This is a genomic window from Paenibacillus solani (assembly GCF_050475945.1).
Lineage (GTDB): Bacteria > Bacillota > Bacilli > Paenibacillales > Paenibacillaceae > Paenibacillus_AQ > Paenibacillus_AQ solani_A.
On record NZ_JBCMXJ010000015.1, the window covers coordinates 392,418 to 409,565 of the forward strand.

At 46.1% G+C, this 17,148-nt stretch carries 13 protein-coding genes; all 13 read left to right on the plus strand.

Annotation, left to right across the window (positions count from 1 at the left end):
* Positions 1-4: 4 nt before the first annotated feature.
* Positions 5-1,105 carry a cell wall-active antibiotics response protein LiaF gene (gene liaF, locus ABEQ74_RS16780; protein ID WP_430123263.1) on the plus strand — a complete coding sequence of 367 codons (1,101 nt, stop codon included), beginning with the start codon at positions 5-7 and terminating at the stop codon, positions 1,103-1,105.
* A gap of 5 nt (positions 1,106-1,110) precedes the next feature.
* A complete protein-coding gene (locus ABEQ74_RS16785) occupies positions 1,111-2,193 on the plus strand; it encodes a histidine kinase (protein WP_430123264.1) in 1,083 nt (360 codons plus the stop codon).
* Positions 2,194-2,209: 16 nt separating this feature from the next.
* Entirely contained in the window at positions 2,210-2,863 is a 654-nt protein-coding gene (locus tag ABEQ74_RS16790) for a response regulator (protein ID WP_053491882.1), read from the plus strand.
* Positions 2,864-3,017: 154 nt separating this feature from the next.
* Entirely contained in the window at positions 3,018-4,664 is a 1,647-nt protein-coding gene (locus ABEQ74_RS16795; protein ID WP_430123265.1) for a S1C family serine protease, read from the plus strand.
* A 130-nt stretch (positions 4,665-4,794) separates the two neighbouring features.
* Positions 4,795-5,481, plus strand: coding sequence for a response regulator transcription factor (locus tag ABEQ74_RS16800; RefSeq protein ID WP_053491884.1), 687 nt, complete (start codon positions 4,795-4,797; stop codon positions 5,479-5,481).
* 1 nt (position 5,482) lies between these two features.
* Positions 5,483-6,928: a sensor histidine kinase gene (locus ABEQ74_RS16805; protein ID WP_430123266.1), complete on the plus strand. Its 1,446-nt coding sequence runs from the start codon at positions 5,483-5,485 to the stop codon at positions 6,926-6,928.
* Between the two features lie 52 nt (positions 6,929-6,980).
* Positions 6,981-7,931 carry a 4-hydroxy-3-methylbut-2-enyl diphosphate reductase gene (locus ABEQ74_RS16810; RefSeq protein WP_430123600.1) on the plus strand — a complete coding sequence of 317 codons (951 nt, stop codon included), beginning with the start codon at positions 6,981-6,983 and terminating at the stop codon, positions 7,929-7,931.
* Between the two features lie 655 nt (positions 7,932-8,586).
* Positions 8,587-9,543, plus strand: coding sequence for an ABC transporter permease (locus ABEQ74_RS16815; RefSeq protein WP_430123267.1), 957 nt, complete (start codon positions 8,587-8,589; stop codon positions 9,541-9,543).
* Between the two features lie 30 nt (positions 9,544-9,573).
* Positions 9,574-10,470 (plus strand): carbohydrate ABC transporter permease, encoded by an 897-nt coding sequence (locus tag ABEQ74_RS16820; protein WP_430123268.1) that lies wholly within the window; start codon positions 9,574-9,576, stop codon positions 10,468-10,470.
* An 84-nt stretch (positions 10,471-10,554) separates the two neighbouring features.
* Complete coding sequence (locus ABEQ74_RS16825; RefSeq protein ID WP_430123270.1) at positions 10,555-12,222, plus strand: extracellular solute-binding protein; 1,668 nt, start codon at positions 10,555-10,557, stop codon at positions 12,220-12,222.
* Between the two features lie 75 nt (positions 12,223-12,297).
* Entirely contained in the window at positions 12,298-13,872 is a 1,575-nt protein-coding gene (locus tag ABEQ74_RS16830; protein ID WP_430123271.1) for a response regulator, read from the plus strand.
* Positions 13,873-13,911: 39 nt separating this feature from the next.
* Positions 13,912-15,699, plus strand: coding sequence for a sensor histidine kinase (locus ABEQ74_RS16835; protein ID WP_430123272.1), 1,788 nt, complete (start codon positions 13,912-13,914; stop codon positions 15,697-15,699).
* A 189-nt stretch (positions 15,700-15,888) separates the two neighbouring features.
* A complete protein-coding gene (aroF, locus tag ABEQ74_RS16840) occupies positions 15,889-16,944 on the plus strand; it encodes a 3-deoxy-7-phosphoheptulonate synthase (RefSeq protein ID WP_053491890.1) in 1,056 nt (351 codons plus the stop codon).
* The last annotated feature ends 204 nt before the right edge of the window (positions 16,945-17,148 follow it).

Consider the following 17,148-nt stretch of genomic DNA (forward strand, 5'->3'; position numbering starts at 1 on the left):
GGGGATGGCCATGAGTAGAAAAGGATGGAGCCAGCTTAGCAATGGATTGCTGCTCATCGGTATTGGTGTGGTATTTCTTTTAAATCAGCTTGATCTGATACATGTGGACCTTGGCTATATATTCTCGACTTTTTGGCCGGTATTTATTATCTGGTTCGGGCTGCAAAGCTTAATATATGCCCGCGGAGGAGCATTGTGGGGATCTATCGTACCGATCATCATTGGTTCGTATTTTCTGGGAAGAAATCTGGACTGGTTTGATATCTCATTCGGTGAGCTTATCAAGTATGCGATTCCGATCATCCTGATTGGGTATGGATTGCAGGTTATTTTTAAACCGAAACATCATACGCCTCCGCCATCACCGCCAGCTCCGGATGACTTTAGTGGTCCGCGGCACGATGAATATAAGTTTCCCGATCCGCCTGAAGCGCGTCCGCTGGAATCTTCTCTGGATGAGGAATTCGAACGGAGATTTGGCAAGCCGGACAAGGCAGAAAAAGAAACACATCAAGGATACGAGTCTAAGAGCACCTATGAGACAGATAAAGGTTACCGCTGGCAGGGTCAGCAGCAGGATCGCCGGCAGCATCATGGACGTCAGGATGGCAGCCACCCGAGAGTCCATGTGGATGTCGACTATGACGGCAGAAGCTACAGCGATGGTTCAGGTAATCAGGATGGAAGGCACGACCACCATCATCACAATTCTTGGCATAGCCATGATACGGTGAACAAGTCCTCATTTATCGGAGACGTGCATATGGGGAAGGAATATTTTCAGTTGAAGCCGACGAATATCTCGCAGTTCATTGGCGATACGGTACTGGATCTGACCAAAGCACAAATCCCTTATGGAGAGACAAAAGTTAATATTTCGGCATTTATCGGAGATGTCAAAGTGTTTGTACCGAACGATTCGGATGTCGGCATTCATGTCACGACCAACTCCTTCATTGGCGACATGAAGGTGCTGGAGGAAAGTCGCAGCGGCTTTATGAGCAATGCAGGGCTTGAAAGTCCGCATTACAGGGAAGCAGGTAAAAAAATCAAAATCATCGTCAGTGTGTTTATCGGTGATGTCAAAGTGAATAGGGTAGGATAACCGTGATGAAGGGCATATTAAAAAACACCAAATGGGTGATCATGTTTTATTTTCTGTTGATCGGAGCCGGAGTTGCTGTGTTCTTATACACAGCTGATCAATCCGGCTACATACATATTGAAGATAACCGGCTGTGGATCTATTACACGGTCGGTGTACTTCTGTTTACAGGCATAGCAGGGTACATTGCCGGTCAGCGTATTCAGCGGCCGCTGGATCTTCTGCATCTGAATATGCTTCAGGTTGCCAAAGGGAATTTGAATGCGCGGCTTCCTGTCATGGAAGATGACTCATTCGCCAGAGTGTATGAAGAATTTAATGGTATGACAGAGGCATTAGAAAAGAAAATGAAGCTGCTGCAGCGTCTCGGCGAACAGGATGTCATGGAGAAAGAGATTGCCGCAGAAGCCGCAGTGCTTGAGGAGCGGCGCCGGATGGCCAGAGATCTGCATGATACAGTAAGTCAGCAGCTGTTCGCCATTCACATGTCGGCGTCATCCCTCCCAGCAGTGCTAAAGCGAAATCCCGAGCATGGCGATAAAGTGCTCGGCCAGTTAATCGAAATGTCGCATATCGCACAGAAACAGATGCGGGCATTGATCGCCCAGCTTCGTCCTGTAGAGCTGGAAGGCAGGACACTGGAAGAAGCACTTGAACGATGGTTCCCGGATTATTGCCGTCATAATGGACTAAAGGGTATGAAGGATGTTGAGCTGTACGGCGGAGTATCGGATGCTATTGAGCACCAGCTGTTCTTAATTATCCAGGAAGCCGTAGCTAACATTGTAAAGCATGCGGGAGCAGGTCTTGTCAGCATGTCGCTGCGAGAAGATCAGAAACGCGTAATGCTCAGCATTAGTGATGATGGCGTCGGATTTGACGAAGTGGCAGGCAAGCAGGGGTCCTACGGACTGTCTACGATGCGTGAACGGGCCGAGAAGCTCGGCGGTCAGGTGGATATCATAAGCAAGAAGGGTGCAGGAACGACGGTGCGGGTGAATATTCCGCTTTTTGATGCCGAGGATATGCAGGAGTCGGGGACTGAGACGGGCAAGAAACAGGAAGTAGTCGCTGAGACAGGGGAATAGAGAGGGGAACATCATTATGGGGACGATTCGAATACTGTTGGCTGATGATCATGATATGGTCCGTATGGGCTTAAAAACATATTTATCGCTGGATCCGGGATTTGAAGTCATCGGTGAAGCAGCAAATGGACAGGAAGTTCTGGATATGCTGAGAGATGGAGATGAGGCGAAGCGGCCTGATCTCATTCTGATGGATTTGATGATGCCGATTATGAACGGGGCAGAGACGACCCGGGCGGTGATGTCGGAATTTCCAGATCAGAAGATCGTGATTTTGACCAGCTTCCTCGAAGATGAGCTTGTAGTCGAGTGCATTGAGGCGGGAGCTGTCAGCTACGTGCTGAAAACCGTATCAGCTGATGAACTCATCTATGCGCTTCAGGGAGCGTTTCGAGGTATGCCAGTCATGACGAAGGATGTATCGGAGGCACTGACCCGCGGGATTCGTCGCCATATGGTGAACGGAGAGGATTCGGGATTGACTGAGCGGGAAAGAGAAGTGCTGCTGCTCATTGCTGAAGGCAAAAGCAATAAAGAGATCGGGGAAGAGCTGCATATAAGCATCAAGACAGTCAAAACCCATGTCAGCAATCTGCTAATGAAGTGTGAACTTGATGACCGTACGCAATTAGCCATCTATGCTCATCGCAAAGGATGGGTAAAAATGTAGAGATGGTCCCCTGAGCGGTCCCCTAGCACGCCTGGTTTTCTTTTATCTGCCTTTAAATTGTTTTTAAGGTACTATTAAGGTTTATAGTACACAATAAGAACAGTTAATCAATTAAACCACTTGGAAGCAAGTGATTCTAATAGGAGGTAGACCTATGGACGACCAAAGAAAGCGTTATGGGTATCCGAATGATGAGGGAATGAACAACAACGAGTCGAATAACAATGAAACATCAAGACCTGAGATATCATCCACTGAAAATTCTTCTTACTACTATTCTTACGGACCGTTTCAGTCCATATCCGAAGACGGAGATGACCGGAAGACAGAGCGGTCCTACCAAAACCGCGCTTCACAGGAGGTTGAAGTTACTGCACCGCAGCCTGTTAAACCAATCCCAACCTCGGGTTTCTCGCAGTCGAATTCCGGAAATCAAGGAGGCGGCGGGCCTATGGATTCCATGAAAGCAAATAAAGAATGGAACTACAGCCAGAAGCCTAAAAATTCCGTGAAAACAGTACTGCTTTCTTTCCTGGCAGGCGTCATCGTTATTTCAAGCTTGATGTTTGCTGCTGATCGAACGAATCTATTCACACCGGATGCAGCTTACTCATCCAGCCCGGCGCAAGAGGCATCGGCCCCTGTGAAGGATAATGGAGGAGCTACGACAGCATCAGCCATGATTCCATCGAACCCGGGTGACGTAGCATCTGTGGTAGATGAGGCTAGCCCAGCTGTCGTGCTGATCCAGACGATGGTGAATAGCAGCAACAGACAAAGCACGAACCCAAGTATGAATGATCCATTCTGGTATTTCTTCGGCGGCAGTCAATCAAGCCAGGGAGGAAATGGCGGAAACAGTGGTAACAATGGTAATAGCAGCAACGGTGGACAAGAATCCCAGCTTCAGCCTTTGGGAATCGGCTCGGGATTCATCTTTGACAAGTCTGGATATATTTTGACGAACGAGCACGTTATCCATGGCTCGGATGTGATTCAGGTTACGGTACAGGGAACCAAAAAGCCATATGAAGCGAAACTGCTTGGCTCCAGTTATGAGCTGGATTTGGCTGTTTTGAAAATCGAAGGTAATGATTTCCCAACCGTTCCGCTAGGTGATTCTAATTCGCTGAAGGTCGGAGAATGGCTTGTTGCGATCGGCAACCCGCACGGATTTGAACATACGGTAACCGCGGGCGTACTCAGCTCGAAGGAACGTGAGATCGATATTCAAGGAACTAACGGCGAGGAAGACCGCAATTATGAGCATCTGCTGCAAACCGATGCGTCCATTAATCCGGGTAACTCCGGTGGCCCGCTTCTTAATCTGAAAGGTGAAGTCATCGGGATGAACGTAGCTGTTAGTGCGGAGGCGCAAGGCATTGGATTTGCGATTCCATCGAGTACGATTAAGGAAGTTGTAGAATATCTGAAGAATAATCAGGAAGTACCAAAAGAGCCAGTGCCATTTATCGGGGCTAACCTGGGAACTGTTACTCCACAAATTGCCCAATCCCTGGGTACCGATGTAACGGAAGGCACTTACGTTGACAGTGTGGTATTCCGTTCACCGGCTTACGAAGCAGACCTGCGTCAGTATGACATCATCGTGGGTGTGGATGGCACCAAATATCCAACTTCGCAGGATTTGGTTGAATTGATCCAATCGAAGAAGGTTGGAGACAAAATTACGCTGAATGTTGTTCGCAACGGCAATAAGATTGACCTGCCGCTGACGATCGGGAATAAGAACGATTTCGATCTGACTCAACAACAGAAGCAGCAGCAACAGCAACCGTAACTCGGAAATAGGCATAAAGACAAGCGGAAGGGACCTTTCCCTTCCGCTTGTCTTGTCCTTGAGGCGACCGATATAATGGGATTGTAATGTCGTACTAAATATAATGTTAGAAGATAGAGGAGATGCCGCTATGCGATCCCGGATTTTAATTGTAGATGATGATGAGAAGATTATTTCCATGCTGCGCCGAGGACTTGCGTTTGAAGGATATGACGTTCTGACTGCATCCAATGGAGCAGAAGGATTGAAAGTGATACTGAGTGAGGACCCGGATGTAGTCATTCTGGATGTGATGATGCCCCAGGTTGACGGGTTTGAAGCGTTGCGCAGACTTCGTGAAGGCGGGAGCACCGTACCAGTGCTGATGCTAACAGCGAAGGATGAAGTCGAGAACCGGGTAAAAGGACTTGATATCGGTGCGGATGATTATCTGGTTAAACCCTTCGCTCTGGAAGAGCTGCTTGCCCGCGTACGGGCCTTGCTGCGCCGTAAAACAGGGGAGGATGCCTCCAATCACCGACTTACGTATGAGGACCTTGTGATGGATACGGATGCGAGGGAAGTGATTCGCAGTGGGCAAAGACTGGAGCTTACCGCGAAGGAATTCGAGCTGCTGCATCTCTTTATGCAGAATCCGAAGCGGGTGTTATCCCGCGACTTAATTATGGATAAAATATGGGGCTACGACTACAGCGGGGAGTCCAACGTGCTGGAGGTTTATGTCGCCATGCTCCGGCAAAAGACCGAGGAACATGGAGGGAAACGGCTGATCCAGACGATCCGCGGGGCCGGCTATATTTTAAGAGGAGATAACTAGCATGTCCATTCGTTTAAGGCTGACCGCTTGGTATACGGGTATTCTATTTGTGACACTACTGGCATTCAGCTCGGCGGTGTACGGCTTTGTTCATTTGTATACGTATGAGGAGTTAAAGCAGCGGATAGTAAACCAGGTCGATAAGGTTGCTTTTGGTACCAATGGCTTTGAAATTGTGCCCAGTAAAGATTCCGCTGATCGACTTGAAGCTGCTGATCTGTATATGCAGAATTACTCCTTTCATAATGGACAGATTTGGCGTTCTGATAATATGCTCTATAGTGGACTTCAGTTTGAGATTCCTTCTACTAACAATATTGCAAAAGCGAATAATGCTTTTACACGCGTACATCTCAATGGGAGTACATTTCTTGTGTATCAAACTGCATTCACAGACTCAAATAAGCTAGTCCTGTGGCTTCAAGTCGGAGCTAATACCCGAACCATCGAGCAGACGCTCGACCGGCTCCAATCCATTCTAATTATGGGTTCGGCAGCGACCCTGGTCATTGCTTCTACCCTCGGCTTGTTCCTCGCCCGGAAGTCCATGAAGCCTATTGGCAAAGTAACGGAGGCTGCTGACTTGATTCAGAAGGGGACGGACCTTAGCGTACGGATCGAGTACGATGGACCGGAGGATGAGATCGGGCAGTTGATTGGCACATTTAACGGCATGCTGGAGAGGACCGAGGGCTTCTATAAAGAGCTTGAGGATGCTTACGCGGCACAGCGCCGCTTCGTATCCGACGCATCCCATGAGCTTCGGACGCCACTGACTACGATCCGGGGCAATGTGGATCTCCTGCAGAAGATGTGGACGGAAGCTCCCGGTGAGAGAGCGAATATGGACGAAGAAACGATGAAACAAATTTCGGCCGAGGCGGTAGGTGATATATCCGATGAAGCGAAGCGGATGAGCCGGCTGGTGAGTGATATGCTGTCGCTGGCTCGGGCGGATACCGGTCAGACCTTTGAACGGGACCCGGTTCCGCTGCAGCCTTTGGTCGAAGAGGTTGCCCGACGTGCGCAATTCCTGGAGAAAACCGCCGAGTGGCATGTAGGCGAGCTATCCGTTCTGAACGGCGTTTATGTTGAAGGCAATAAAGACTATTTACAGCAGATGCTGTTCATTTTTATTGAGAATGCCTTTAAATATACGCCAGAGGGTGAGGTTAGTCTGGATGTAGTTCTGTACAGGGGCCAAGTTGGCATTCGGATTGCAGATACGGGAATCGGCATGGATAAGGATGAGGTTCCGTTTATATTCGAGCGCTTTTATCGAGCGGATCAGTCCAGAGGCGTCACGAGCGGAACCGGACTGGGACTATCCATCGCCAAATGGATTATTGATGAGCACAAAGGCTCTGTTGAGGTGGTGACCCGCAGAGGGGAAGGAAGTACCTTTATCGTTTGGCTGCCCATCATCTTTGCTCCCCCGCTGGAATAGGTTATAATAGACTAGATCGCTCTACGTAATACAACGAAAGCAGGTGAAGATCATCGAGGTCTTGAAAATATCACCGAGAGGATACTGTTACGGCGTCGTTGATGCTATGGTATTGGCGCGTCAGGCGGCTCAGAACTTGGATCTTCCTCGGCCTATTTATATATTGGGCATGATTGTTCATAATAGTCACGTCACGCAATCCTTTGAAGATGAGGGTATCATTACGCTGGATGGTCCGAATCGGATGGATATCCTGAATCAGGTGGAGAGCGGAACGGTTATTTTTACGGCACACGGAGTTTCTCCGGAAGTTCGCAAGCTTGCCCGGGACAAAGGGCTAACTACGCTAGACGCGACATGTCCCGACGTGACCAGAACCCATGATTTGATCCGGGATAAGGTAGCGGACGGGTATGAGATCATTTATATTGGCAAGAAGGGACATCCTGAGCCGGAAGGGGCCATTGGGATCGCTCCGGATCATGTGCATCTCATTGAGAAGGAAGAGGAGATTGAACAGCTGCAAGTGAAATCTTCCCGAATCATCATTACGAACCAGACAACGATGAGTCAATGGGATATTAAACATATCATGAAGAATCTCCTCGATAAGTTCCCGGGAGCAGAGATTCACAATGAAATTTGTCTTGCAACGCAGGTGCGGCAGGAAGCAGTAGCCGAGCAAGCAGGTCAAGCGGATTTGGTTATTGTTGTTGGAGATCCGCGCAGCAATAACTCTAATCGCCTTGCACAGGTATCCGAAGAGATCGCAGGTGTTCCGGCTCATCGTATCGGCGATGTGACGGAGCTCAAGCGCGAATGGCTTGAAGGCGTAGGCAAAGTAGCCGTTACCTCAGGGGCTTCAACACCAACTCCTATTACCAAGGAAGTCATAGCTTACTTGGAACAGTATGAACATGATAAGCCGGAAACTTGGGAGATCAAGCGTACGGTTAATATGAGCAAACTGCTGCCGCCTGTTCGGGTGAAGAGCAGTTCATAATTCTCGAAGAAGAATACCGAAGCAATAGGAATTAGGTCAACCGTCCCGATTGGATCGGGACGGTTGTTTTTTTGTTTTTGTCCATCTATGCTATAGCAGAACCCCCGATTAACGCGGATAATTGCCCAAGCCAGAGAAAGTTGTAGTTTAATCGAACGTTATTCTTAGGTCTCATTCATCGCTAGAGTTTACCGATAACACTGACATCACAGAGAATGGTTCATCAATCGTCGGATTAAACCGTGTTGAGCTGAGAATTGATGATGTTGATTTTATAGTTATTTTGACACATGCCCCGTCCGAGAAGAATCATCTTCTCTCAATTGACAGGCATGAAATATGGTGGACATTCTCCCCTTACGGTAAATAGCGGAACATGAATCCTGAGAAAGAAGGACATGGCCCTGTAGACCTATGGGGATTTTTTTATGTACTGAATCGAAGAGGGAACCACTAGACAATCCATAAAATTACATCCCTTTCAGGTATGCCCTGAAAAGGAGAATCCACCCCTGCAGTTATGTGTGAAAGCGTTTTACTACACGATTGATTTCTATCATTTTTCGTTGATCAGGCAAATATTTATATGTTCGAGTTTATTCTACAATATTAGACATCAGGTACTTCAAGGCAATAGCACAACGGGGGGTTGGAGATGGCACAGATATCCGTAGAACAGAAGGCTGTTCCAAAACGGAAGAGAGACAATGGATTCATACGTTTTTTTAAACAGTGGGATATTCAGTTAATGGTACTTCCCGCGCTCGCATTAATTTTTGTTTTCAGTTATATACCGATGTACGGTATTCTAATGGCTTTTCAGGATTTTAATATATTCAAAGGCATGGGAGGCAGCCCGTTTGTCGGGATGAAACATTTCCAGATGTTCTTTGAATCGCCAGAGTTTATGAATGTCATGCGGAATACCATCGTGATCAGCTTGCTCAAGTTTGCGATTGGTTTCCCGGCACCGATCCTGCTGGCACTTATGCTGAATGAAGTTCGGCATATGTTCTTCAAAAGATTGGTACAGACCGTTAGTTATTTGCCCCATTTCTTATCTTGGGTTATCGTGTCGGGGTTTGTGGTTTCCTTGCTATCTACCGATAACGGAAGCGTAAACATCCTTATGGAAAAAATGAATTTGATCAAGGAACCTATTAACTTCCTGTCCCTTCCTGAATACTTCTGGGGGATTCTGGTGACTACAGGGGTTTGGAAAGAGATTGGTTTCTCCTCCATCGTTTACTTGGCGGCGGTTGCGGGAGTCGATCCCAGTATGTACGAAGCTGCAGATATGGATGGAGCGAGTAAATTCAGACAGATCCTCACGATTACATTACCATCCATCATGCCTGTTGTAATCATCTTTATGATTCTGGCAATAGGTAACCTGCTTACTGCAGGTTTCGAGGATATTTTGCTCTTGGCTAAGAACCCTGTATTAAGAGGGGTTTCCGATGTAATTGATACTTATGTTTACCGAATTGGTATTGAAAACTCCCGGTTCTCTTATGCAACGGCTGTAGGCTTGTTCAAAGCGGTAATCAGTGTGATGCTTCTGACCATCGCCAATGTGATCGCACGCAGATCAGGTAACAGTCTATGGTAAACGAACATTGTAACGAGGGGAGCGATTAGATTGGTACGTTTAGGATTCGGTGATCGTTTCATGATGATCATGATCTATATCTTTCTAGCATTTTTGGCCTTTGTCACCTTTTATCCATTTTGGAATGCGCTTGTGGTTTCTTTTAACTCAGGAGCAGATACGTCGCTTGGAGGAGTCACCTTCTGGCCGAGAGACTTTACATTGGAGAACTACGAGATCGTGTTTCAGGATAAACGCTTGTTGAACGGCTTCGGCATATCCGTAGCACGTACGATCGTGGGAACGATTACTTCGATTCTCGTCACTTCCATCTTCGCATATGGCATGACCAAGCGCGAACTGATGGGCCGCAAATATTACATGATTATGTGTATCGTGACCATGTATTTCGGTGGCGGATTAATCCCAAGCTTCATGCTGATTCGCGGTCTGGGCTTGATGGACTCCTTCTGGGTATTCATCATTCCTGGCTTGGTAAGTGTTTGGAATATGATCATTTTCCGAACGTTCTTTGCGGGCTTGCCTAATGGCCTGGAAGAATCGGCGAAAATTGATGGTGCGGGTAACTGGGGAATCTTCTTTAAGATTATCCTGCCGCTATCAGGACCGGTTATTGCCACATTGTCATTATTTACGGCGGTTTCTCACTGGAATGAGTGGTTCTTGCCTAGTATTTATATCAATAAAGAAGAATTGCTGCCAATCCAGACGATACTGCGTCAAATATTGAATTCCAACATTATGTCTGAACAGATGAGTAATTTGGACTCAGCCTCTCAGGCAGCATTATCCCGAATGCAGAGTGTGACAACGAAATCGTTGTCCATGGCGACTATGATTGTTGCTACGGTTCCGATCATCATGGTGTACCCTTTTGTACAGAAGCATTTTGTTAAGGGTGTACTGGTAGGATCCCTGAAAGAGTAGCCTTAAAGGCTAGTAATCCTGTTGTTTGAAGCTTTAGCTTTAGACATATATATCAAGTGGAAGTACGAAAGGGGAAATCAGAGAATGAAGCTCAGAAAAAAGTCTTTGACCACATCGGTCACTGCGTTGCTCGCAGCAGCATTAATGCTCTCAGCATGCGGCGATAATACGAAGACAGCTAACCCGGCTCCTAACACTGGCGACAATGGAAACAGCACGCCAACAGAAGCAGTATCCGAGAAGTATGTACTGGGTGAGCAACCGCTTGACTTCAGTTTCTACGGACACTATGACTGGTACACCATGCCAACATGGGGAGAAGATGCAGCAACAAAATGGATCAAAGAGAATAAAAAGGTCGATGTAAAAGCGATCAACTCCCAAGGTAATGCACAGCAAAAGTTCAATACGATGATTGCTTCCGGTGAGCTTCCTGACGTAATCTGGATGGATAGAAACTCGGATGTTGAGAAATTGAGAGAGAACGACATGCTTGTGCCTTATGATGACTATCTGGATAAATATCCAAACTTGAAGGAATGGCTGGGTGAGGCTGGAATTAACATGCTTCGTTCCCCAGATGGCAAATTGTATCAATTCCCTAACTGGTACACCAGTCAGCCGAACGGTAATGCGGGATACGTAGTGAACAGCAAAATTTATAAAGAGCTTGGCGAGCCTAAGCTTGAAACAACCGATGATTTGACTAAATACCTGGAAGCTGTTAAAGCTAAATACGGAAACACGGTAGTTCCATTTGAGCCAGGAATTGAAGGACAAGGTATTGATATTCTCTATTCTGCTTTCAAAGAGGATGCACTGACCCGCTGGGTTTCCATTCGAGGTGTGCCTAACGGTGATAAATTATCTTCCATCTTTACAGATCCGACTTATCGTGAATCGATGCAGTATGCATCGAAGCTGTTCCGTGATAAACTGATCTCTCAGGATGCCCTGACTCAAACGGCTGACCAAATCAAGGAAAAAGTAATGACAGGACGCGTAGCAGTATATGCAGCTTCCAGTCCGACTGAAAATGCAATGAACGCACACGCTGAACTTATTAAAAAAGATCCGGATGCCGGTTATTTCATGATCTGGCCGATTCATAAGGAAGGTCTGGATAAGAATAAAATCTTCCCAGGAACTTACACTCAACTTGGTTGGAACGTAAGCGTTATTACGAAAGCTGCTAAAGATCCTGAAGCGATCTTCGCTTTCCTGGATTGGTATACAGGTCCAGAAGGTCAAACGCTGTTGATGTGGGGACCTGAAGGCGGATATTGGGATGGATATGAAGAGGATGGCATAACGCCTAAGTTTACTGAGAAATATGTTACAGATGCTGCAGGTTTGGGTAAGCTGCAGGCTGACACAACAAACCTTCAATGGAACGGTAACACGGTATTTATCGATACAGCAAAAGCGAAATATGAAAGCACATTGCCTGAGGAAGAGCGTAACTGGTCAACTCGTTGGCAATACGAAATAACTTGGAAAACGCAAGCGAATGCTACGGAATTCATCACTCTTGATCCGGCCCCAGAAAGCGAAGAGGGTATTATTCGCCAACGTGTCGAAGATATCTACACAGAAGCTAGAGCGAAAGCGCTGTTTGCAAAAGACGATGCAGAAGTATTGGCTGTCCTGGACAAAGCAGAAGCAGATGCTCAAGCAGCTGGATATGAGAAGCTTCTGGCATACAAAACAACGAAATGGCAAGCTAACCTGGCTCAAATGAATGGCCAATAATAGAATAACATAAACCGAAAGGGGTATGCTGCACATGCAGCATACCCTTATCGAAATTTAGGGGAGATGAGACCCATGTATAAAGTGCTGCTGGCTGACGATGAAATACTGGACCTAGAGGGCATGAAGAGCTTTATTCCGTGGGAGAGTCTTGGAATGACCGTGGTTGATTCCGTTAATAGCGGATTTGCAGCTTGGGAAATTCTACAAAAAGAGAATGTTGATATTCTCGTGACCGATGTACGCATGCCTAATATGACAGGTATTGAATTAGCGCAAAAAGCGCTGAAAATTCATGATGAATTACAGGTTATATTCGTAAGTGGTTACCAGGATTTCAGCTATGTTAAGCAGGCTATTGCGCTAAATGCATGTAATTACGTACTGAAGCCTATGCAGGACGAAGAGTTAATTGAGGAGTTAACAAAAGTAAGGCTCGAGCTGGACAGGCTCCAGGACCGCAAGGAAACAGAACGGGCTTATCAGCAGATGATACCGATTCTCAAAAATCAATTTTTGCTGCAAATTCTGCAGAAGCCCTATGACGGGGCGATGTTAAATATCATGAAACGCGAATATAAGCTTGAGGAGTTAAACTGGCCCGTGAATGTCATATTGCTTGAAGTGGATGATATAAGCTCGTGGAGGAGCAACCATGACGAGTTTGAGAAACCACAGGGGTTAAACGAGCAGTTCTTCACGAGTTTGCATAAGGAGCTGGAGAGCTGCGGCTTCAAGAATATATGCAAGGTAACCGACCAGCGTCTGGCCGTACTCATGGATACAGAGAGGGGCAAGACAGAGATTCAGTCCGTTTTGAAGCAGCTTTGCCAAGAATATCCCCTTACCGTAACTGTAGGCGAGGGTGGGGCTGCCCATCAGGTTGAAGAGCTTCATCCCTCCTATATGATGGCAGAGGGAGCATTGGATTATAAAATGTTCCGTGGAAAAGGGAAATGGATACTCTATAACGAAGTGCCAACGGAGGATCGGGAGGACGCGAGGAGCCTCGATGTCAGACTGGACTCTTTATTTGCTGCGATGACGAATTATGAAATCGTCAAGATTCATGATGAGATCGAAGCTATACAGGTTCTTGCATCCCATATCGGCTCTAAATCTACGGTCCGGAACCTTGGCATGTATATTATGTTAAAACTGGACGCCCATTTGCACACCATGCATGAAGATCTGTTTCGCATGCTGGGAATTGAACTGAAAAATCTGGATGTGCTGCTGCAGTTTGAGACGATGGATGATATTTTTTCGTGGTTAAGAATGAAGGTATTCGAAATATCCGAGCGATTGAACTTTCGCAAACCGACCAAGAATGGTCGGCTTGTTGAGGAAATTATTGGAAATTTACGTGAGCGACTGCATGATAATATTACGCTGCGTGATATGGCCAACCGCTTTTCCTTTTCGCCAAACTATCTTGGAGTTCTGTTTAAGGAAGAAACAGGTTATAATTTTAGTGACTATGTCATAAAGCTGCGCATGGAGCGGGCTAGAGACCTGTTAGTTAGCACCAAACTCAAAATATATGAGGTGGCCTATCAAACAGGCTATCAATATTTGCCTTATTTCAGCCGTCAATTCAAAGAGATATATGGAATGACACCCCTGGAGTACAGGCGTAAGCACTCTTAACATACTACTATAGCGCTCGCAATGGGGTTGTGATTGGTTTTGGCGGGGAAATTTGAACGAATACGTGTCAAGATGCCATTTGGCTTCAAATTGTTGATATCTTACTGCGTATTCATCATTATACCGGTAATGCTGGTTGGGTATATTGCGAATCAGGTATTTATCCAATCGATTAGAGAACAGACAACGAATAATATTCAAGGTACCCTGCTTCAAATGAGTGATAACATTTCCTACAGAATGGGAGACATTGTCCGAGTTTCGGATATGCTTTATTTTGACTCTTCCCTCAATAACCGGCTGCGTTACTCTGAAAGCGCGTATGTCAGCTATGATACGATGGTCAATGTTCTGATGCCCAAGCTGGAAACAGCGATCAGTACAGCGAACTCCAAGGTATGGTTATCGATCTATTTGAGTAACGAAAATTTAGGAGAAGTATATAATAACTACAGTTATTCAGACCCGCTTGATTCAAATACGCGTCTCTTTGACATATATCAATATAATCGTCTTGTCGACAAGGCCTGGTACAAGCAGTATCCTCAGGAAGAAAGCTATGGAACGACGATGGAATGGAAACAAGTTGAGAATGATGCAGACAACGGGCGTATTTCGCTGCTGCGGAGATTAATAGATATCAATTCTATAAAGCTCCAGGAAATCGGTTTCGTGCGAATCAATGTCAGTCTTAAGGATATGTTTGATAGTGTAGATTATAACAAAATCGGTGATGGGACAGCGCTGTACTTAGCAGATTCACAAGGGAAAGTGATTCTCTCATCAGGTGAGATACAGACATCGGTTGTGTTTAAGGAGAATGAGCTGCGCAACAATGGAGATTTACTTATCAGTAAGCCGATCCCTGAACTCGACTGGAATCTTGTAGCGGTCGTTCCTGCAAACATCGTAGAGAAAGATACGGTGAAAATCCGAAATCTCACATTGCTCATTTGTATTGTTTGTATTGGAATCTTTTTTGTGGTCAGCTTGTTAGTGTCACGATACTTCAGTCGCCGGGTATCCAAAATCGTATCGGTTCTCGATTCCTTCCAGGAGGGAGAGTTCCACAAGCGAGCTCATTTCAAAGGAAACGATGAGTTTACACATATCTCTTCAGCCTTGAATGAAATGGGCAGCAATATCGGCAAGCTGATTAATGAAGTATATCTAGCCGATCTTCAGAAGAAACAAGCAGAGCTAGAATCATTACATGCGCAAATTAATCCGCATTTCTTGTATAATACCTTATCCTCCATTAGCCGATTGGCTCGGTTTGGTATGCTGGACAAGCTGCAGCGTATGGTCATGGATTTGGCCAAATTCTACCGTTTGTCGCTTAACGATGGCCGAAATATCATTCCGGTGAAGGATGAGTTGGAGCAGGCTAAAGCCTATGTGGACATTCAAAAAATCAAATATGATGAACGCATGCAGGTTACCTATGATTTTGCGCCGGAAGTAGTCCGCTATGAGACGGTAAAATTGATATTGCAGCCGTTTATCGAGAATGTGCTTGAGCATGCGTGGACCGGCGAGTCAATACATATCCGGATTACCGCAAGCGTACTGGATAATGTCCTTGAATTTAAAGTTATCGATAACGGAGTGGGCTTTCCTCCAGGAAGAGTGCTGAATAATATAGGCGGACAGGAGCTTACGAATGCCGGTTATGGGATTCAGAATGTGGACCAACGGATTAAACTCTACTATGGCAATGAATATGGGGTCACGTTATTCAGCCGGGCAGGCATTGGGACTACAGTGAGAATAGTAATACCGCTCGAGAAACGTACAGTCGCAGAGGGGCGCAACAAACTGTTATAGACGGTTATGGGTATCTAAATCTCTCGGTCGTGAAGGCTTTAAGAATGGGCTTGACGAGGAGAGGTTTTTTCTGTATATTTACTTTATTGAATAAAAGCGTAGAAGCATAAAAGCTTAAAAGCGAACAAGCGTGAAAGTGAATGCTGATATTCATCAATTGAAACCATATTCAGAAAGAGGGTTTAATAAATGATCGTTATTACATCCAATCAAATATCAGAAGAACAAGTTCAGAACATCGTAGACGAAATTGAGAAGGAAGGGCTCCAGGCACATGTTTCCCGAGGTGAAGACCGCAATGTGATCGGATTGATCGGCAGTGTGAATCCGAAGCTGGCTGAGCATCTTCGTCAGATGAAGGGTGTCGAGAACGTCATCAAGATTTCAAAATCTTACAAGCTCGCCAGCCGCGATTTCCATCCTGCTGACACCGTCATCGATATTAAGGGAACCAAGATTGGCGGCGGCAATCTCGTTGTCATGGGAGGCCCATGCGCCGTAGAATCTGCCCAGCAGATTGATGAGATTGCTCAGCTCGTCAAGGCAGCAGGCGGGCAAGTGCTTAGAGGCGGCGCATTTAAGCCACGGACGGGTCCATACAGCTTTCAGGGCGTAGGCGTTGAAGGTTTGATCATGATGGCGGAAGCAGGGCAAAAGCATGGGCTGTTAACCATTACAGAGGTTATGACACCTGAATATGTGGACATCTGTGCGGAATACGCCGATATTCTTCAAGTGGGTACACGTAATATGCAAAATTTTGATTTACTGCGGAAACTGGGTACATGTGGGAAGCCAGTTTTGCTAAAAAGAGGCTTTAGTGCAACATATGATGAGTTCCTGAATGCTGCAGAGTACATTCTTGCTGGCGGCAATCCAAATGTTATGCTCTGTGAACGGGGCATACGAACATTTGAAACGTATACCCGCAATACACTGGATTTAACGGCAATTCCTGTTTTGCAGGGGCTGAGTCACCTGCCGGTGATCTCGGATCCGAGTCATGGAACAGGAAGACGTGAGCTTGTTGAACCGATGTCCAAGGCTTCTGTAGCAGCTGGGGCAGATGGATTGATTATTGAAATGCATACAGATCCCGACAATTCCATGACAGGTGACGGCGTTCAATCCCTCTTCCCTGATCAATTTGCTGCACTGCTTAAAGATTTGGAGCAGCTGGCTCCGCTGGTAGGCAAAAGCTTTGCGACAACGAAGGCTCCAGCTTCCGAATTTGTACGTGTGTAGTCCTTGTTATAAGCAAAGCCATATTTAAGAATACAGTATCAATACGATGGAGACAAAAATTCCATCTGTAATACCGAACAAGACACTTGCAAACCACTGCAGGTGTCTTTTTTTAATTCTATGTTATATTACTTAACATGAGTTTCAAAAATACCTTACATAGGTATTGACGTCAGGTTATCTCACCGCATATAATGACGAAAA